The sequence below is a fragment of the Halocatena marina genome, from assembly GCF_023276375.1.
Taxonomy (GTDB): Archaea; Halobacteriota; Halobacteria; order Halobacteriales; family Haloarculaceae; genus Halocatena; species Halocatena marina.
In genome coordinates this window covers 13,061-32,788 of the sequence record NZ_JALLPK010000003.1, presented here as the reverse complement: position 1 = coordinate 32,788, position 19,728 = coordinate 13,061, and the positions used below count along the sequence as shown (strand labels likewise).

The following is a 19,728-nucleotide window of genomic DNA, read 5'->3' as shown; positions in this document are numbered from 1 at the left end:
CGACTGTTCCGGCCCGTCGATCACGCACATAAAGTGATCTGCATAAGAAACGAATGCACGTCGGAGGATGAACCGGAAAACCTACTGCCATTACTCGGTTTCATGCTCGTAGAAGTAACAGCATTCGTCTACCATTCAAACAGTGCGCAGATCATTCCTGCGAGCCGTGCCTCTCGCCACATCGAGACGTCTCGAAGGACAAACCCACACGGTATCTTCGAGCGTTCCAGCTACAGCGCGAATTGTTTCACAACCCCGGTCGAAAAGCTCTCAAACACGCTGTCAAAGCGACGTTCTGAAATCAACAATGTACTAATCAAGAGCGATTGTTCATTGCACTCGAACCGTACATCCCACGCGGCCACGATCCGGCTGCTCGTGGGATCGTCTTCACCTTCATCCTCTGGATCGCGTTCGTCATCACCGGTCGAGGATCCATCGGCTGGCCACTTATCATCGTGTACGCCAGATTGCCGCTGCTTGCCTACCCCACATACGGGTAACGCTCGGTGCAGTCTATGCTCGTCTCTGCGAGTAAAACGTCATCGCGGCGGCCGAGTGAACGCTGCCATCTCCGCTATGAGCCCGGATCACACCCATTCATTTTCGTATGTGCAATGTCGTCATACATCGATTAGATGTATGACAATAGCACGGGGGTCGATAACGCATAGCTATTTCCATTGGGCGAGTGTAGTCTCCAGTACCATCCAACATACATGATTGTTCCAACAGTTGATCTCTCAGGTGTCGTAATCGTCGGTGGTCTCCTCCTTGCACTCGCTACAGTGCTTGCTATGCGGAACGGGTGGCCGCCGCCGCTAACAATTGCGGACGGTGGGCATCGCTACAGCGACGAGACGGACACGGAGACCACAAAACCAGCCGGAATTCTCCGGTGGGTAACCACTGTTGATCACAAGGATATTGGCATTTTGTACATCGTATTTGCGACCGCGACGGCCCTCTGGGGTGGGGTTGATGCGATGATGATCCGGACCGAGCTACTCACGCCAACGTCGGGACCATGGGACACTGTGACGTACAACGCCTTGTTTACAACCCATGGACTGACGATGTTGCTGTTTTTCGTCACTCCGGCGTTCTTCGGCATCGGCAACTACTTCCTGCCATTGTTACTCGGCGCAGACGATATGGCGTATCCCCGCGTCAACGCCATTGCTTTCTGGATTCTTCCGCCTGCGTACCTGATCATGCGTGCGGGACTCATCACTGAGGTTATTGCGAAAGCGTTCGCGGCGATCGGCATCATAGTCCCTACGTTATTTGCACTACAACCCCCGGCAACAGGCTGGACGATGTATACGCCGTTGACCACGCAGATGACGAACCCACAGATTAATCTGATGCTACTGGGCCTTCATCTGAGTGGGATCGCAACCCTGCTTGGAGGTATCAATTTCATCGCAACGATCGTCACCGAGCGCGCTTCGGATGTGACGTGGTCGAATCTCGATATCTTCTCGTGGACGATGCTCACGACAAGTGGGCTCATCCTGTTTGCGTTCCCCCTGCTCGGGAGTGCGCTGATCATGCTGCTGTTGGATCGGAATTTCGGGACGACGTTTTTCACCGTCGATGGCGGTGGGCCCCTGCTCTGGCAGCATCTCTTTTGGTTTTTTGGTCATCCGGAAGTGTATATTCTCGTGCTACCGGCATTTGGATTAGTGAGTCTCATTCTCCCGAAGTTTGCCGGACGGAAGCTGTTCGGCTTTCGGTTCATCGTGTATTCGACGTTGGCGATCGGTGTGCTGTCCTTTGGTGTCTGGGCGCATCACATGTTCACGACGGGCATCGATCCGCGGGTTCGCGCCAGTTTCATGGCGATTTCAGTTGCGATCGCCGTCCCGAGCGCGGTGAAGGTGTTCAACTGGATCACGACAATGTGGAACGGAGCAGTCCGGCTCACTGCCCCGATGCTGTTTTGTGTGGCTGGTATCGGGATGTTCATCATCGGTGGTGTGACGGGCGTGTTCCTTGCAGCAGTTCCAATCAACCTTCTCGTCCACGACACCTACTACGTCGTCGGCCACTTCCATTTTCTCGTGATGGGGATCATCACCTTCGCCGCCTTCGCAGCAAGTTACTACTGGTATCCAATCCTCACCGGACGGATGTACGACCAGCTGCTGGCGAACGTTCACGCGTGGCTCAGTATTGTTGGCGTGACAGGCACGTTCGGATTGATGCTCATTACTGGAGCGATCGGGCTACCGCGGCGGTATGCAACGTACCCGGAGCAGTTTGCGATCCTGCAGCAGATAATAACGATCAGCGCATTCCTTATCTTCACTGGTGTGATCATCTGGCTGTACAACATGGTCCAATCATACCGCATTGGACCGGTCGTGATGGACGCCGATGTCTGGAACTTGAAGCCGATCGACCAGTTTACCCGCGAATGGCAGTGGTTCGAAGAACGTCTCGAAGAGCGTCGACGAGAGTATCGCGGCGATTAACGGATCGGCTCGGATAGCACAAGCGTGTCACCCTGAGAATGCCTGGTGTTACGTCCTACCCCTACATAGCGAGAATTGATCCTGATTCGAGCGCTGTATCAAATACAAGCGATCACGTCCGACTCTTCCAGAAGCTGTACAGAGTATCTTCCATAATCATCGGACCTGCGGTGGTCGATACATTCATGCGTAGTCGGTTCATACTATCTGAGCGGAATAAGACATTCATCCTTTCTATTACAAGCATACGTTTGTAATTCCTTGTCGATAAATACCATGGCATCCTGTTTGAGATAGTACCAAACGAATTGGTTCGGCATAATAACTCAAAAACATTATAAGTAATCGCTCGATTTAGACAATATTATAGAAAGAATATCAGGTATATACAGTCAGCTGGCGGTGTACATACAGCTATGTTGAGTGGAGTCAAGAGCAGTACCTTGCTTCCATGAAATTGAGATAAATAATCCGTTAAATTATATAATTACACCAATAATACACGTAGTCTAGTCTGTATCCACAACCGTCGGATATCCAGAGCAGTAGCATGCACAACGATCACCATTTGGATGTCGTCCCATATATTACCAGACAGCGGTGGATCGTCAGAGGGTGTAACTCGTATCTATTGTGAATCCAGTCACCGTGAGCGATACAACGACTGCGCGGGTTAGTGGATAAACTGTCACGCTACTCGATAGAGACGCCATTTCGTGGATTAGCGAGTAATGACGACCGCTCCCTATCTGTGTGTCGGCGTCTGATCCATCTCAGTATCGAAGAACAGAAGTTGGCTAGGTGGCATTTCTAATGTACGGTTTGTCTCGAAATGTGTCATGACAATCCAATTTTAAGAAAATGTATAGATTATGAATCTCACCTGTCCATCATCAGTCGAAGAGAGAGTTGAACATCGTCGTCCACGCTCCACTTCCCTAGCCATTGCCGATCTATTTATACGAGTGGATACTTCTACTGTTCTAAATTCAGTTAAGACGTAGGCTGTATCGGCAGAAAAGTGTGTGAACCCACTAGATTATTCCATCCACGAACACCAAGAAAAACTACCAGCTGGGTGGCTCTGAGTCCCGATGTCAACTGATAATGGTCCATCTGCGGCCGCTACTGTCTGAACCCTCAGATCAGTCAGTATGTCCTGACTGAGAGAGACAGACGATCCGGCTCGTTCTATCGGCAAAATCGTCGAATCTGTTGGCGAATCCATCTGTCAGAGGGAATCGTCTCAGTCTTGAGCGGCCATCCCGCGTTTCGAGCAGCCAACTCGACTGTGAGGTACTCCTAACCGTCGGGCGGCCCTCCGAAGACGGCTTGCGATGCCACGCCGATTAGGACGTAGCGGGTCGTCTGGAAGTTAGTTCGCACATCGTCAAGCCCACCAAATGCGTCGGGCGCGTCGATTGGAGACGTGAAATCCATCCGCACACGATGGCGCGTTCCAAATGCTCGTGCCGCGTCTTGATCGACAGTGACGACTTCCACGTACTGCGCACATCGTCTTGCGCCGACGATGACAGATCGCGGCTGCTGCAGATACCGGAGTGCCTCGAACTCGAACGCGAGGGTCATCGATTCGGCTGCCATTGGTAGTAGGATCGTGTCCCCCCATACGCTCATGACTGCCACGCTACTGATGGCTTCAGCCTGCCGGAGAGTGAAATTACTGCGCGGATTGGCATGGGCACGAGCGTCGGGACAATCGCCACCGGATCTTCCAACAAGCGCGACATTTTCCAGACCGTCGTCGTATAATAGTTGTGTGAGTGGTTGAGTAACAGTTGACAGCACGGGTCCTCGTTTACCAGAGTGGAAACGGGCCTAAAACCAGGATTCAACCGAGGGTCCCGATTGCAGCCACGTGGCTACAATATCATGTACCGTCATAAGTGTCACAATCATAATCACTGTGATCGCTCAGAGAGATCCACCGAGCGGGGAGCAGCGTGCTCGGTCGTCGTGTTTCACTTGCCACCGAGTCAGCGGCACGACGCTTTCGAACCTGCTCCCGATCGTCGTCCCGTTCTTCTGAATGTGGCTAGGAGCGATGTCATCGCCGCTTATCCCTCGACTGCTCAATCTCTCACGCGACGATAGCGCGGATTACACGAGACGGTTCTCCACACTATTCCCACAGCTCGTCGTCTCATCCGGCCCATCACCGCGGACAGGCCGTCCCGGGTATTTGTGCTGCTCGTCGCTTCCTCGGCCCGTCTCCCCGACAAAGCTGGGGCCAATACCTCCGTGATGAGTGCGTCGGAGGTGCTCGGATAGGGCCCGATGGGAAATGGCACGCTCCGCGGCGAGATCGGTGAGATGCGGACTGGTGAGGCGGACGAGCGCTCGCTTCGCCGTCGAACGACGGGACGGAATTGATCCTTTCGTTGAGTTAATATTTGTATTTACTTCTATGACAACGCAATCTTCAGGGAGATTTATTTGCTTAGCTTCCCCGGAGAGCATCGACGGAACAATCAATTCCAGTGTGCGCCCCTTCTCGCAGCCGGGATGATATGGGGCCAGGCGGTACTGTCCTTCATATGTTCGTGATCGGCACGCGGTTCGCATACAGCGGTCACATGTATTCCGCACCAGCGATCGTGGGAACAAAAAATGGGCTGTGGTGAATCACCAGACAGCGGTTGATTCACGGTATTACTCCTCGTTTGATGTTGTGAACGACACACATCAGCGCAATTTCACGGAGCTCACGATTCAGGCTCGCGCACGCACGGCAGCGCCGAGCGTGTGCTTGATCGATGAGAAGATGGTCTCACACATCGCTCGTTGGCGATATCGAGGACGCAATCAGGAATCGATTGATTCTAGGAATTGCGAGGGCGAGACGACCTCCATGTTCGTCTCCTTGACGTGCGTGAGGACACTCTCGAAGTCTTTCATTGGTACCGACGTCTCGGTATTCCCGCCGATCTCGTGGTAGGCGATGACGACCAGCTGGTTGAACTCCGTGGCAAGATCGAGAAGATCACGGACGGCATCTGGCGAGGTGCCGAACACACGCGGGATGGCGTACATGTTAGATGGATGGGCGGCGTTCCCCGGCGATCCACCAAAGATGTAGTTGGCGTTGTGATATTTCTGCATAATCTCGATCGTTTTGGTGCTGATCCGGCCATAGGGGGCGACGATGTGGCGCGCACCGTCATTGAATCCCCAGACTGTAAGGTCTCGTTTTGATTCTCTGATCATCCGATATTGTTCATTCGGTGGAAGCTGCGGGAGGGGCTTTGCTACCGGCGGATGGGACATCATATCCCAGCCGGCACTCCCCATTTCGCGCATCTGATTGCGAGTCATGTTCTCCGGTGTGTCGATTGCATCGGGAATGACGGCAACGCCGCCGGTCCAGTCGTGTTCTTTCAGTTTCGGGAATGCCTTGGTGTAGGTCGAGATATGAGAATCGTCGAACTGAAACATTACCTTTCCCTTTGGTGGTTTTGGCAGCTTGCGGATATCATCGATACCGATCGTGATCGGCTCACCATCCGTGCGCACACTAATCCGTAATTCCTGCACCCTCTTCATGACCGGATTTCCCGTCTTACCGGTGTAGCCAAGGTCAATCCGGGTCCAGCCGTTGAGTTCCTTCGGGAGGAAATGCCGACTGGTGAGCATACTGCTCTCGGCTGGCGCGATGAACTCAACGGCGAGCCGCCCGCGTACGGGCTGTTCGAATCTAACGGCGATCGAGAGGTCGTGCTTGCGGAGATCAAGTCCGCCCGAGTCGTAGAACGACCGATAGATACTGACACCGTTTTCTTGCTTCTGAGCACCGTTGTTCTGGCCCCTGAGAACGAGCGATTGACTCCCCTGGTATGGATGCTTTTTATCAACCGTGTATTTTCCCGTGGACACCTGCCAGCGCGAGCCAACTTTCTTTTCGAAGTTCTCGACAACCGTTCCTCGAGAAAAGGGACCTCCTGATTGAGAAGTCTCAGTATTCGTGTCCGTTCCTGCCCCCGGACTGGAAGGCTTCGTCGATGTCGACGAATTAGTTGATGTGTTGTTACTATCGGCTGGACCAGTCGGAAGCACCGCCGAACATCCTGCCAGTGGGACCGTCACAGCGGCTCCGAGTGCTGTGAGGTATCGTCGACGTGTTGATGTACGTCTCATCAATAGAAGTCTCACGGATGAGTATCAAAACACTTTATACTCGATTCGCCTATCTCTGGGCAGAAGTGCAGACGTGTTGTTCGTGTATGATGGATAGACGTATCCTATCGGCCAACACGGATGCGCGGATCAGCACATCACTCCCGATCCTCGTCGATGATAGTGTGTGCGTCAGGTGGCTCCAAACGTCTCGGTAGGACTTCGATGATGATTGCTTAACCGTTTGTTGATGGATAGACGGTCCCGATCGATAAACATCGGAGCACATGATTGATCAGCAATGAGATTGTTTCCAGTTTAGAGCTACGCAACTGGCTCGCTAGAACATTAGAGAGTCGATTACGACTACTCGGAACAGTCCTCGAATGTCGACGATGGAACGAGATGTTCTCGGTGATCTCACGTACACTGGCAATTTCAGAACATATATGTAATTAAGTAAGTGAATTTCTAATGTACAATTAGTATAGAAATCTATCTCGGTGGTCTAATTTTCGCGGATGGCTATGTATAACAAATCCACCCACCTGACTTCTGAACACATCGGTCTGTACTGTCGCTTGATCCCGTGATCCGATCAAGCACCCAGATCACGTCGCAAGCATACGACTGCAAGGGTTGTTACATGGAAGTACCTATTATTTGCTCGATCGACTCAGTTGTACTTCGCAATCGTTCTTCGGCCGAGATAGCCAACGACGAAGCCGCTAAGGGCTATTATAACGCCAACTGTAGCAAACGCGATAACGAGCCCGAACAGAGTCAGTGGACCGGTTTCGATTGTTCCGCCGAGCAATTTTCCACTAAGGACGAGCAGCCAGGCGATCGGCAGACTTACGCCAATACCGAGGCTCGATGGGTAGGTAAGTCCGCGCACAGCATTAATCAGTCCAAGCAGCGCCACGACGACAAGTAAGAAGCCCAAGACCATCGGCTCAGTACTCGAGGGGACAATACTGAGTTCGAGGATAACGAAGACTGCGAGGGCGAGGATGAAGAATCCAGCCGCGAGCTTCCAGCCGCCGTCGCTTCGTGTCTCACGAAAGGTGCTATGTGTTGGCATCCATCTCCATGACGTGTCGGAACCTTATCAATCCATCCACTCTCCAAGGTCATGATCCACTGAATTACTGTCGCTTGGCACGATACATCGTCCGCTCGTCGAGCGAGTGCGTCCTGGAAACTGTCACCATTCGACACGCCTCCCTCGTGTCTCTCGTCCCTTTCAGGTGCGCAGAGTTGGTTGGACCTGCATGCATCTGCCACGAAACGTCCGTTGAGATCATTGTAACACAGGATCGCCCGCGAGAAGAAGGCGTCATGAACGTGGCGCGTGGCGAGGAATCGGTGAGAACAGACTGCAGACAGCCATTAGTGAGATATGAAAGTGAGACACATAATTCTGGTATAGAGATCATCTGGCTCAACGGAGTCAAGCGAGAGAGGAACAAGCTTCTCCGACATGAGAGCTGACAAGACGAGAAACCCTACGAGTAGGCGAATGACCTTCCATCCTACCAGAGTAGGGCGGGACGGTGCCAAGAGAGAAGCCAGCCCTCAACTCGCCCTTACAGCTGACCGGTCGGCCCAGACACGGTGATCGGGTCATCTCTAAATGACCCAATAGGGGTACTGGACCGGAGCCAGCCTGAACCAGATAGTACTCTTCTCACAGAGTGGACGGACAACATGTGCAGAATCTCCGTCCGAGTCATGGGTCCATGACGCAGTACAAAAATCCATCGATATCTTCTCCCCAGTGATGTATTCGAAACACTGACTAGTCATTCAGAGGGTAGATTTTTCAGACATGATAGTACTATCCACCGTTGCATCAACCATCCTAACGTTATCGAAACCACATCTGAGAGACGAGCACACCCTAATATGCCGGGAAAGCGCCAACCACATATCGTGGTACAGTTGTCGACCTGCGTGCGATAGCCTGTATGAAATCAGCCGACTTATATCAATCATTAAATGGATGTTGACGCCGTACACGAGGCACTCAATCAGTAACCGATAGAATTGAGTATCGAAGACCGATCAAAAATTCAAGCACACCAGAGACAGTGAGAGCGGGCAGTGCAGGCCGTGGTTGGCAGTGAACATCGTTACCCTGCAGCAGTGACAGAAGATTCGTGAGGCGGTTTGTCGGTGATTATTGCTATAATCGATCGCTTGTCAGGTTGTTTACGATCACAGTGTTCTATATTTCATTATTGAATAACGCTTGGTACACTATTGTGCATCAGGTGCAGTACAGATAGTCACCACATCATTAGTATAGATTATATTTCTACCCCCACAGACCTGCTGGAATTCGAGTTTGGGGGTGTAGGCAACACCATATTTATTGTCGAAAAATGCGGCCCCACTCGACTGGTACTTTCGATAGATGAAGGTCTCACCAGCGACCACCTGAGTCGTGACAGTCCCATTCTCGTGTGTTATCTTCGTGTCCCACCCTACAACCCGCCCATCCACAACTGTCCCTGCCTCCATGTTATGTGCATTCGTCCGCTCAAACACAGTCGCGTACGGATGATCGGTGACCCAGTTCGTGCTCTTATTCCCTGCGTACCTATTAACGGTTTGCACGGCTGCCAGTTCTGATTCCGTATAGCTGTAGCGCGTCTGGGTATGAGGGAATGGTGGTTGATCCTGCGTGGCTGAGCTTGCGAGTAACGACGTTGCTGGGAACACGACGACGAACAGTAACATCACGACGACCACGACCGACGGCTGGGTATTATTGACGAGATACGACAACCCAATGGCGGCAATAACAGCCATCGGGGCCGCGACGAACGGATACCACCGACCAGGAACGAATGTCCGAATTCCGAACATCGGAAACCCAAATACGAATACGAGCATAATAACAGTCGCAATCACACTGGTGAACGTCGCATGCGATACATTCTCCTGACGGATGGTATACAGACACCCAACGATTGTCAGGAGCAACAACAACAGAAAGCCAATCACGTTCAGATATGTGACGATCCGCTCCATCAATGTCGGAGACGGCATCGCTCCAGGAGGAATCGCCTGCGTCGTGCTTGCAAGATTTCCGAAGCCGGCAGATTGTTCTATCGTATTTGTGAAATAATTAAGTATTGTTATTAAAAATGAGTTTCCTTGGTACGGGGTCAACGACCACATGAATGTGATGAGTCCGAGGTCAAATACCAACAATCCTGTGAGATTCACGGATTCGCGCGTTGATGAGCGTGCCCAACTTGACCGTCCGGTGTCGAAGAGTCCGAGGCTCAACCCGATGTACGCGAGGAGGCCGGAACCGGTGAACACCAGCATGATGAACGCGGAAATCTGGTGAGTGAGGATGACTGCGACGCTAAAGAAGACGACCAGCCCGAAATCACGTGGTTTGTAGTCAATCCGTAACATCCGATCGAGGCTATAGAAGATCGCCAGAAAGAAGATCAATCCGAGGCTCGTCGGAATGAGATGAATCCCCCACTCGATGACGGAGGCACTGACCGCGTACGCTGCCGTGGCAAACACCGCCCAGCGAGGCTCAACGAAGAACGTCGCCGTGCCATAGATAAGGAGCACCGAGACGGGCATTGCCACACCAAGTACCAGAAACAGCGCCATCCTGATCGGCACGTCCAAGAGTAAACTTGATCCGACGACGAGTAGATGATATAGTGGCGATGCGTAGTATTTCTCATCTGAAATCGGCTGCAGCGACCGCGCTCTGAAAATCTGCTCTGACCACTGTCCCATATGGGTCCAGATATCGATTCCGATGTATCCAGGAGTCGTATACAGCGCAGTAAATCGAATGACTAGTCCGAATACGATGATCTGAACGAGCAGCAATCCAGGCGAGAAGTCGTCAGTGCTAATGAATAGGATTTGGGCGAATAGCGTCGTCCCTACCGCAGCGGCGACATCGTAAAACAGGAGTGTTCGTCCTCCTGACACTCCGGCGATCATGATGAGAGCCGCCGAACCGAGTATGACGAGATTGGGAAGAATGCGCGTTGTTCTGGGTGAAAGTGTCGTTACCTCACTCTGGTACTCGTCGCGGACTGCGTGCAGATAAAGTAACGATGCGCATCCTAGTACTATCGGAAGCGTGCGGATGTACACTTGCGACATGAGGAACTGCAACGGCAACAGCGCAACTGCTGCAAGGAACCCGAGTAAGCCTGCAATGACATCAAGACGGCCCTGACGGGCCATCCCTAGAAGATCGATGCGGCTACTCATCGATCTGATGTCGTCTGTAGAGATTCATTCTGCTTCAATCCATCCACGCTTCGAGACTGCTGTCTCTTACGGCGACAGCACCGTCTCTGCGACCTGACTCTCCCCGTAATGAAAGAATGGTGCATCTCGATTATCTCACCAACCCATTCAACCTCGTTGTATGCCGGTGTGGAATCATTAATTGTGTGATACATATATTCGGGCTAGTCATTCCGTCTCTGTTTTAATCCGGAAGGGAACTTGCAATACATTTCCTAGATTCGGAGACGTAGTCCTATTTGATGTAGAGATCGCCCTCATCTTATTCTTGTGGGTGTCTTGATGCGGGCGAGAAATCGCAGTACGATTGTCTTGCACAAGAATGAATCATCTACCAATACGGAATCATTTGATCGTACGTTGACCAATGATTCTATATTTACATTTTGATATTAATGAATAATTAATATATTTTTGAGATATAAAGGTGGTTTCGATCGACACACTGTGATGAAAACATTCTAGCGCCGGTACTCTACGCTCTAACGGGATACGTTGGTATCAGCGTCTGTGCCGCCATGGAAGCATTCTAGAAACTTATGGCGCCAGGCGGACGAGGAATGCTGCGTACGGCTGTGTCATACCCAACTAGTCGTCTGCCGGTGAACAGCTTGCAGACGAGATAGCTCCGACTGATGGAGCTACAGTCCATCGTCAATCGTGTCTATAATCATGTGACGAGAATGGCAAATAGATCAGATGCAATAAGTAGTCTATCGAAGAGAATGGTCAAGAGAGCACTAAAGCTACGATGAAGCGGAGCGATTGTTCCAAAGACGAAGCTGGCACAGCCCAGTCCATCCAATTCGGTAACACTAGGAGGTGTCGATCCAGATGGGACCATCTTGTCGGCGAGCGTCATGGATACTTCTCTCGACGAGCTGGGGGCCAGTCGCAGCGATGTCGTGAAGAAACGCGAGGAACAGAGAGCTATCCTTCACGATAACTGTGCGACGGGAAATAGTAAGCTATTTTAGGACCTCCTTCGACTGCTGAGAATGACTATGCCGGAGAGAGAAAAGGCCAGTACGCAGTCGCGGCTGTCATCAGGCGTGAGTCGTCGGTCGTTCCTCGGAACGACGGGCGTGGCAGCAGCATCGCTGTCGGTTTCGGGAACCGCAAGTGCCGCAAGTTCGTGCACACGACAAGAGACAGAGCTTAATTCGGATGTCAAGGCACCTGAGAAGGCGTCTACCACCGAGGTCCAGCTAGAGACCGAGCAGCCAGACTCCGAGTCGGTCCCGGAAATTGAGTACGATCGCGTCATCAATGTCGTGGAGGCGGGGGCAGATAACACCGGTGGGGAGTCAATTGCACCGGTGATATCCAATCTCGTCGCCGACAACACGCTCCTCAAGTTCCCCGAAGGGCGATACTACATGGATGAACTGGTTCGCTTTACCGGATTCGAGAATTTCGGGATGGTCGGTGAGGATGCAACGATCGTCCCGGCCCCCGCCGATGAATATATGACCGAGGCACGGATGTTCAAGCTCGGGGTCAACTACAGTCCTGGTCGAAACGTCCACATCGCGGGATTCACAATCGACTACACGGCTCCCAATACTGGACTCCGTGCGTTCGATCTGACCGTGACTGATGGCTTGGTCGTTGAGAATATCACGTTCGACGGCATCCACACGGCGGGCACGTGGGGACCGATGCACGTCGACATCGTCAATTCGGGTGGCTACGGTGTCGTCAAAAATATTGATATGGGTGAAGGTGGCGAATTCACAGCGAACACCCCACAGGATGCCATGCCTGCCGTCGATACTGGGCCGACGGCATTCCTCCTCAGCCCCTACCACAGCGGCCGCCTCGACGTCAAGGATTGCGTCATCGATGCGTGGCCAGACAACGGGCTCTACGATTCCGAGAGTCCCGGACAGGTCGTTGTCACTGGTGGAACGTACAAAAACTGCAACTCCGCGAGCATTCGTCTCACCGGTGATGGAAGCGGTGTCTACGGTGCCACTGTCGCTGTCGACCAAAACCGGGCGCACGACGAGGGCCAGCGCGGTATTCGGTTCGATGGCGGCAGTGACCTGACGGTCGTCGATACCGAGATTACGCTGGAGAAGCCGAACGGAGAGGCGATCGCTTTCCTGCCGCCCGTTGACTCGGCGACGATCAAGAACACGACGATCACGGTGCAGGAAAGCGCCGTCAGAGAGAATATCGATGCGTTCAGCATCGCGGAAGGCGTCGGGCAGGTCAGTATTGAGGGTGGCTCAATCACTCAGAACTATCACGGCCAGGCACTCCAAATCCTATCGGGTGATAAACCCGTGATCGTCGACGGACTCGATATCCACGGCAACGCATCTGGGGACAGTGGGGGGCGAAACGCGATTTACTGTGAACGCGATGGCTGTGAGTTCCACGATCTCGTGGTTGATCAGCCCGGTGGCGACCATCGGCGTGCGCTCGGCATCTTCGCCGATGATGTCCTTGTTGAAGGCGGCGAATACGCAGCTACCGGTCGTCCTATCACGATCAATGGGGCCGGCATCCGCATCCAAAACGTCACGGCCGGATCCTACGGCAGTGATACGGTCGCCGTCGAGGTCATCGATGGGGGCGCCAAAATTGTAGATAGTCTCCTCCATGGCGGCTATACTGGTACAAATATTCTAACAAGCGGCCTAACAACTGGTAACTGATTATTGGGCGTATCGGGCCTTTCAGAACGCGAGACTGAACTGATTTCTTCTATTGGGAGATGGCATGACGATGAGTCTACTATTGCCGTAAAACGCAAAGCGATGTGGGCTGCTAGCTCGGAAAATATTCCACTGGAACACCAGACGCGTATTTACTGTGTCTGAAAATGGCAGAGAGGATTTCTAATACACGACTAATCTCAATATCTATTTCGACAACATAAATTTCTCAAGACAACGACCTTCACAAACCATCTCTTCTCATGTTCTTGCTGCGTTAATAATCGGAGGGCCGGTTTGAGAGAAAGAATAACTACATCTTCCAATTGACATGAATGTACGTAATATCCTCGCCAGACTGTGTGCTTGTGCCGATAGTTTCGGACACTGAAACTACACGCCACAAAACGCATCGCACATAGTGAATCGATCCGGGTGGATAGAACAAGCGTTTGAATAGGCAATTTCGCCGTAGGAATACCTCTCTGTACTAAATCCGAGATCTGACAAATAGATAGAGACATTACAACCGTACCAATGTAACGAGGGGGAATTTCAGACACCGAAACTCCAACGAGGTGGACACAGAGATTCAGCCTACAAGTTCAATACTGACGAAGCGAATAGAACAGGCTGGCGAGCCCAATGCCGATCAAAATCGATTCGATAGACTGAACCGTCAGTAACTCGTCACCAAACAGATTATAGGATCCCTTTACACCGACTTCATAAAACACTTCAATGATAGCACCGAGCGTAATACTCAGAAATCCTCCCACGGCGAAGAGGAGTTCTCGTTTGTCCGTCCGTCGATAGGCGCCATAGCTGAGTGCCGTCAGGATGAGCCCAACCAGAAGAACAAAGATATTGATTCCGATAAACAGGCCGGCTTTCGGCGATTCGGTTACCATAACTGGTAGAATTCTGATCATGTGAATTGTACTGGGTTTGTTACTCTATTCATCTGATGTGTCTGTCTCTCTTTGTAGATCAGTCCATAGCCCGTCGAATTGATCGACCAGGTCATGTCTCAACTGCAGATCAGTATCGATTCCACCGTCATTGATCTCGAAAGAGATTCGGTGGAGATTTGTCGTAAATGTCCGGTACTGTATTCCATCGCGATCATTTTTATCATTTGCTGTCAAGAAATCATGGTCAAGTAGTACATTGATCCGACGGTAGATCGTCGGCTTTGAGGTATCGCAGTACTGTGCGAGTTCATCTGCAGACATCGGTTTCATGCTAGCCAACGCAAGGATATTCCGTGCGGTTTCGCTTGCAAAGATATCGAAGATGGTATCCGGATTCCATTCCTTACTCACAAAGTCACTTGATACATTATTCTCAAGCCTTATAATTGTTCTACTGTTAATCTTGTTCGACATCACGGTGCGGATTGGCGGCTGGTTCCGTTGAGGATCGCCGGCCGAGTTCGTCACTGACAACATGTCGGCCACGTGTAACCGCCTTCCCGTCGATCTTCCAGAACCAACAAACTGAACCATCTGATCAGCTGGAAGAACTAACTCGCTTGATCCTCAGTCCGTTTCGATCGCCCATTGCAGTTCATACAGTATTCTCCAAATTTCAGCCTACAGTAAAGCGCGTACTGACCATGTACAGGAGTGTATCATCAAGTGAAAATTTCTATTCACACTAAATGTTTAGCGATACACCGATTTGTTTCCATTATCGATATAGATAGTATACATCTGCATATTTATAAATATGTTGTGCTGTTATAAGATCTGTAACAGTCCATATAAGACGATTACCCATCTACACTGATCGGTTGGTACGTGGGGGTACATCCACTTTCACTAAAACAGCGTGTTCCCAGTTTACTGACTGAAACATTGACATGAACTCTATTCAATTGTATTGATGGGTTAAGTCGAGTATTCCTTGTAGTTGGACTGATATTCATGAGCATCGGTGGGGGTAGACTCTGGCCTCACCTTTCGTTCCATCGACGGGTACACCGTATCCCAGGGATTGTCACAGATCTGCGCGTGGAACGCTGAACTATTAGATGGGAAACATCGCCTCGGTTTCTTTGGGATCGTCTTCGGGATCGGCCTCCTCAGTGTGGGTGTCGGTGGACTCATTCTGTTTGCTGGCAGTGGCAGGTAGCTGGCAGCCGTATTCGTCGTTGTTGCTCAATATGGAGTACACGGCTAGTATGGACAGAAACTTGTTCAACAATCCATGTCGAAATAGCAAACATAACGGCTTTTCGGGAGACAATGCCGATGCTGTATACACCTATCAAAATGTTTCGATGCTCGTGCGGCAATAGTATATTCGTGTTATGACTACTTTAGAAATAATTACTCAATAATATAGTCGGATCGGTCGATGGTGTTGGTGATCGTCCGTTGACGACAGGGGGAACCGATCAGTTGGTTCTACGAGGACACTTGTAGAGTTGAGTAGCGATGCATGAACGAGACCAGAATGATGGGCATTACTAATAGCCAGCGCCCGGAGATCGTGTTCGAACCGGAGACAACTGTCGATCAGTTATTACAGTCCCCGTTCCACTCGTCAGGTGGCAATCTCTTTTTGATAGCGTCTCGTGCCTGTTGACGGTCTTCAACAGAGATCTCACTGAGCTGGGTGATTGCTCGTGAACTAAGCAAGCAAACAATTCTATATTTAGTCTAGGCTCCTGAGTGATCATTCAACACGGATGACGTCATTGGGGACGACCGTATTCACGTCTCAAACGTATGATTGTTGAGAAGCTCTGGCGAGGTAGCGAATTCTGGTCCATATCGACGGCGAACGGCCTGGATGCCAGCGAGAAGAAGCACTGCAATAATCGAAAGTGCAAGCGACTGGATTGTCGGAAGTCCCCCAATTGCCGCAGTCAACGCCGCTACGTACGCCATCGGTTGCTGGGTATGCAAGACGAAGATGGTGCCAGCCGTAACTGCGAAGGCGACTAATCCACTCCCAATCACACGAAGACCTGATTCCGACATCGGCTTGATGGTAGTTGGTGCGATCCCTGGTGCAATCGTCGTGTACGTCACCCAGCCAACAACTAACGCAGCGACGTAACTGATTATGACGACTGTCGGGGTATTGTCCGAGTTGTGGGCATCAAAGACGAGGAGACACGCCGCGGGACCAAGTGCGATGAAGATGGCCCAATAGCCCGAAACGAAGGCGATCCCCGCGAGAACGAGGAGCAGGAACGTACCGTGCCCGCCGACCCAAAGCACGCGCTCGGTCGTAGTCATGGGGTACCCTTTGTGGTGGGTGTGGATGTGCATTATGCATCGCGATTCTCGCCAAGGAACTGCGCTGAGATTGAAGCTACTCAGTTCGGAGATTGTGACTAACGGGCTCTATTGAATCGCTATAGGGTGTTGGAATTCACTGGGTCACGTACCGCTTAATGTTATAGACAGTACACATCAGGACGATTTCACGGAACTCGCGGTACCATTCCCGCGCTCGGACGGCGGAGCCGTCCGAGCGCTTGACCGAGGAGTTCGCGGTCTCAGTCATGGCTCGTTGTCCGTAGAGATCGTCGTCAATTCGGGTGTTATATGCATAGCCGTATGGTGTGAAGACACGATGTTTGACGAGGGGACGTATCCCTCGCCCCCTGAGTGTCTCGCGTAACCACTGGCTGTCGTAGCCCTTGTCGGCAGCAAGCGTCTGCAACTCGCCCGCGTACCGGGGGCGAGTTGCGCACATACCTCCGCATCATTTCCCTCACGGGTCGTCGTACAGTGAACGTCAAGGATCGCCTGCGTGGCTGTATCGACGAGTTTCGTCGCTTCGATAGTCTGAACGCAGTAGTTCGTGCGGTCACAGTAGTGCTTACTCGCCGCGGAGCGTTCGTAGTAGGTGGCATCAACGGCGACGTGAGCTGATGGGGAGTGCAGCTGCGCCGAATGGCGCAGCAGCACGCGCCAGACCTGCATCACGATCCTATCAAACCACTTATTCAACGTCGATGGGTGCAGGAGATCGTCGGGCTTGAGCCCGACGATCTCCAGAATTGGCGACATTACCTCTAACTGGTCGATCGTCATCTCGTAGGTTTCGTCGAGGAAAATCCGCAGCCCGTGGAGGGAAATCATCGAGTACTCCGCGAAGCTGCCGCCCCGGAAGGTGGCGGCAGCTTCGTCAGCATCGTCACAATAACTTTTAGCGAGCGAGACCATCTCTTCGATGAAGCGGGTAGTGATGTTCATGCTAAACGCCACTCACCCGCTTCAACGACTTTGATTTACCGACTCATCCCGACGCTGTCTAGTGATTCAATAGAGCCGAACCAGGTCAAGCGACGAGTAGATGCGATGTTTGATCAGGGGGTGTATGCCGTCTCCACGGAGCCTGTCGCGGAACGGTTTCCCGTCGTAGGCGCGATCAGCAGCCAGTGACCGCAGGTCCTCGGCGTTGCGCCGAGCGACCTGCAGGCCGATCTTGGCGTCGTGTTTCTTCGTCGTGATACAGTGAACATCGAAGACGTACAGCGTTTTCACGTCCACGAGGGCGGTGACTTTCAGCGAGCGAACGCGGTAGTGTGCTCGCTGGGCGTAGTGGCGTGAGGGCTGGTCGCGGTCAAAGCCAGTTGCGTCAATTGCGGCGTGCCCAGAGCGTTTCTCGGCTGATGCGCCGAGAAACGTTCGGTAGATCTCCATCGGGATGGTTTCGAACCAGTCGCAGAGCACCGTGTAGTGCGGAAGCCGCGTAAGCCCAATTTCTTCAAGAATACCGGGCATCTCGCTGAGAATGTCGATTGTCTGGCAGTAAGACTTCCCCAGTTCGATTCGCAGTGCTTGGAGCGTGAGCATCACCCACTCGGCGAACCCGCCGACCCCGAAGGGGGTGGCGGGTTCGCCCGGATTCTCGACAACGCTTTTAGCTTTCGCGACTGTTTCTCGGGTGATGAGATGGAATTCGGATACCACAATACTCTATCTCTTCGGTTTCTACGAAGAAAGCGAGATTGAGGCCTCGCCGTCTAGCGATCCTACAGAGCACAGGAAATTAGATGCCTGTCTGCTGGACGACGAACGAAGCATCGATCACGACGGAATCGCCGATCCATTCCCACCGTGAAAACACGAGCCGCGGGGACCGCTACGGAGAACTCTGTTCGCGGAGGTCATCCCACGATTCGTGGAATTCATAATTCGATTACTTGGCGGCGATCTGTCGACGTATAGTCTGGTATGTATCATTGTAGTCAACAAGCTTTGACCGCCCATCCATATTGTAGCTACAGTATATGCACACTGTTCCTCTGTGATCATGTACTATCTCCGCGAAGTATACAGTTGTGTTACTTATCGAAAACGACGGCTGTAGAACCGTGTGATCGGTTTCAACGCCCGGCTTCGACCTCCGTGGACGTGTCCCTCCTGGAGGACATCACCGAAATTCTACCGAGAGCCATATAATCGTAGAGAAGCGCCCCGATAACAGCTCCAATAATTGGACCAAAGATATAGATCCATATGAACGGCCAGAAGTTGGGACCACCGAAAATCGTGTTCGAAACATACGGGCCGATCGTCCGCGCTGGGTTGAATGACGCTCCACTGATGTTGCCCGTTGTAATGACACCCATGCCGACGACGAAGCCAATGATGAGGCCAGCGTGCTGGCTCGGTCCTTCTTCGTCGATGGCAAGCGCCATGACCGCGATCATCAGGAAAAACGTGATGATAATTTCGTTAGCGAACGCCTGCCAGATGTTGATCCCTGGGAATGGTGCTGTCGCGCCGGACACGCCTCTCGTCGCTGCTATAGGACCACGAATGAAGACGAAACAGACCGCACCAGCGATTCCGCCGAGCAGTTGGGCAATGACATAAATACCAGCCGCAGATGTTCCGATTCGATCGGTCAACCAGAGCGCAAACGTGACTGCAGGATTGATGTGTTGGCCGGAGATGTTTCCGAAAACGTAAATTGGGATCGTAACCGCCGCCCAGAACGCGAGTCCAACCCCAACCCAACTGAGTGCACCAAACCCGAGCCCATTGAAGATGAACGTGCTGTTGCCGGCTCCTTTCGGAGCGGTAAGGATGTCAATGGCGACTGCGCCCGCACCGAAAAAGACGATGCTGAACGTTCCGATGAATTCCGCGATCGCCCTCTGCATGAGCGTA

Annotated in this window: 14 protein-coding genes and 4 pseudogenes; 5 read left to right on the top strand and 13 right to left on the bottom strand. The window is 52.0% G+C overall.

Going from position 1 to position 19,728, the window contains the following annotated elements; all coding sequences use genetic code 11:
* Positions 1-170 precede the first annotated feature (170 nt).
* The 3 genes and pseudogenes from MW898_RS20890 to MW898_RS20880 form a co-directional block, all read left to right on the top strand.
* Positions 171-299 (top strand): annotated as a pseudogene (locus MW898_RS20890) (IS1595 family transposase); the annotation flags it as partial.
* 27 nt (positions 300-326) lie between these two features.
* A complete protein-coding gene (locus tag MW898_RS20885) occupies positions 327-503 on the top strand; it encodes a DUF6789 family protein (protein WP_248910254.1) in 177 nt (58 codons plus the stop codon).
* A 216-nt stretch (positions 504-719) separates the two neighbouring features.
* Entirely contained in the window at positions 720-2,480 is a 1,761-nt protein-coding gene (locus MW898_RS20880) for a cbb3-type cytochrome c oxidase subunit I (RefSeq protein ID WP_248910253.1), read from the top strand.
* A 1,302-nt stretch (positions 2,481-3,782) separates the two neighbouring features.
* On the opposite strand, the gene MW898_RS20875 is transcribed toward MW898_RS20880, so the two are convergent.
* From MW898_RS20875 to MW898_RS20850, 6 genes and pseudogenes are all read right to left on the bottom strand, one after another.
* The gene (locus tag MW898_RS20875) at positions 3,783-4,289 is read right to left on the bottom strand and encodes a DUF7124 domain-containing protein (protein WP_248910252.1); all 507 of its coding nucleotides are present in this window, start codon (positions 4,287-4,289) and stop codon (positions 3,783-3,785) included.
* 856 nt (positions 4,290-5,145) lie between these two features.
* Positions 5,146-5,300, bottom strand: a pseudogene (locus MW898_RS20870) (transposase); the annotation flags it as partial.
* A 6-nt stretch (positions 5,301-5,306) separates the two neighbouring features.
* Entirely contained in the window at positions 5,307-6,635 is a 1,329-nt protein-coding gene (locus tag MW898_RS20865; protein ID WP_248910251.1) for a polysaccharide deacetylase family protein, read from the bottom strand.
* A gap of 655 nt (positions 6,636-7,290) precedes the next feature.
* On the bottom strand, positions 7,291-7,698 hold the full coding sequence (locus tag MW898_RS20860; protein ID WP_248910250.1) for a hypothetical protein: 408 nt from the start codon (positions 7,696-7,698) through the stop codon (positions 7,291-7,293).
* 1,178 nt (positions 7,699-8,876) lie between these two features.
* The gene (locus tag MW898_RS20855) at positions 8,877-10,880 is read right to left on the bottom strand and encodes a hypothetical protein (RefSeq protein WP_248910249.1); all 2,004 of its coding nucleotides are present in this window, start codon (positions 10,878-10,880) and stop codon (positions 8,877-8,879) included.
* 709 nt (positions 10,881-11,589) lie between these two features.
* On the bottom strand, positions 11,590-11,781 hold the full coding sequence (locus MW898_RS20850; protein ID WP_248910248.1) for a hypothetical protein: 192 nt from the start codon (positions 11,779-11,781) through the stop codon (positions 11,590-11,592).
* A gap of 142 nt (positions 11,782-11,923) precedes the next feature.
* Between MW898_RS20850 and MW898_RS20845 the strand changes: the two genes are divergently transcribed.
* Complete coding sequence (locus MW898_RS20845; protein ID WP_248910247.1) at positions 11,924-13,585, top strand: right-handed parallel beta-helix repeat-containing protein; 1,662 nt, start codon at positions 11,924-11,926, stop codon at positions 13,583-13,585.
* 605 nt (positions 13,586-14,190) lie between these two features.
* On the opposite strand, the gene MW898_RS20840 is transcribed toward MW898_RS20845, so the two are convergent.
* The 6 genes and pseudogenes from MW898_RS20840 to MW898_RS20820 all read right to left on the bottom strand — a co-directional run.
* Positions 14,191-14,496, bottom strand: coding sequence for a DUF7521 family protein (locus MW898_RS20840; protein ID WP_248910246.1), 306 nt, complete (start codon positions 14,494-14,496; stop codon positions 14,191-14,193).
* A gap of 45 nt (positions 14,497-14,541) precedes the next feature.
* On the bottom strand, positions 14,542-14,910 hold the full coding sequence (locus tag MW898_RS20835; protein ID WP_248910245.1) for an ArsR/SmtB family transcription factor: 369 nt from the start codon (positions 14,908-14,910) through the stop codon (positions 14,542-14,544).
* A 706-nt stretch (positions 14,911-15,616) separates the two neighbouring features.
* On the bottom strand, positions 15,617-15,751 hold the full coding sequence (locus tag MW898_RS25735) for a hypothetical protein (RefSeq protein ID WP_277999961.1): 135 nt from the start codon (positions 15,749-15,751) through the stop codon (positions 15,617-15,619).
* 554 nt (positions 15,752-16,305) lie between these two features.
* A complete protein-coding gene (locus tag MW898_RS20830; protein ID WP_248910244.1) occupies positions 16,306-16,836 on the bottom strand; it encodes a hypothetical protein in 531 nt (176 codons plus the stop codon).
* 136 nt (positions 16,837-16,972) lie between these two features.
* Positions 16,973-17,802 (bottom strand): annotated as a pseudogene (locus MW898_RS20825) (IS5 family transposase).
* An 84-nt stretch (positions 17,803-17,886) separates the two neighbouring features.
* A pseudogene (locus MW898_RS20820) lies at positions 17,887-18,522 on the bottom strand (IS5 family transposase); the annotation flags it as partial.
* Between MW898_RS20820 and MW898_RS20815 the strand changes: the two are divergent.
* A complete protein-coding gene (locus MW898_RS20815; protein WP_248910243.1) occupies positions 18,500-18,673 on the top strand; it encodes a hypothetical protein in 174 nt (57 codons plus the stop codon). The pseudogene MW898_RS20820 and the gene MW898_RS20815 sit on opposite strands and share 23 nt — an antisense overlap.
* Positions 18,674-18,938: 265 nt before the next feature.
* Here MW898_RS20815 and MW898_RS20810 read toward each other — a convergent pair whose 3' ends face one another.
* Complete coding sequence (locus MW898_RS20810; RefSeq protein ID WP_277999960.1) at positions 18,939-19,721, bottom strand: MIP/aquaporin family protein; 783 nt, start codon at positions 19,719-19,721, stop codon at positions 18,939-18,941.
* Positions 19,722-19,728 lie beyond the last annotated feature (7 nt).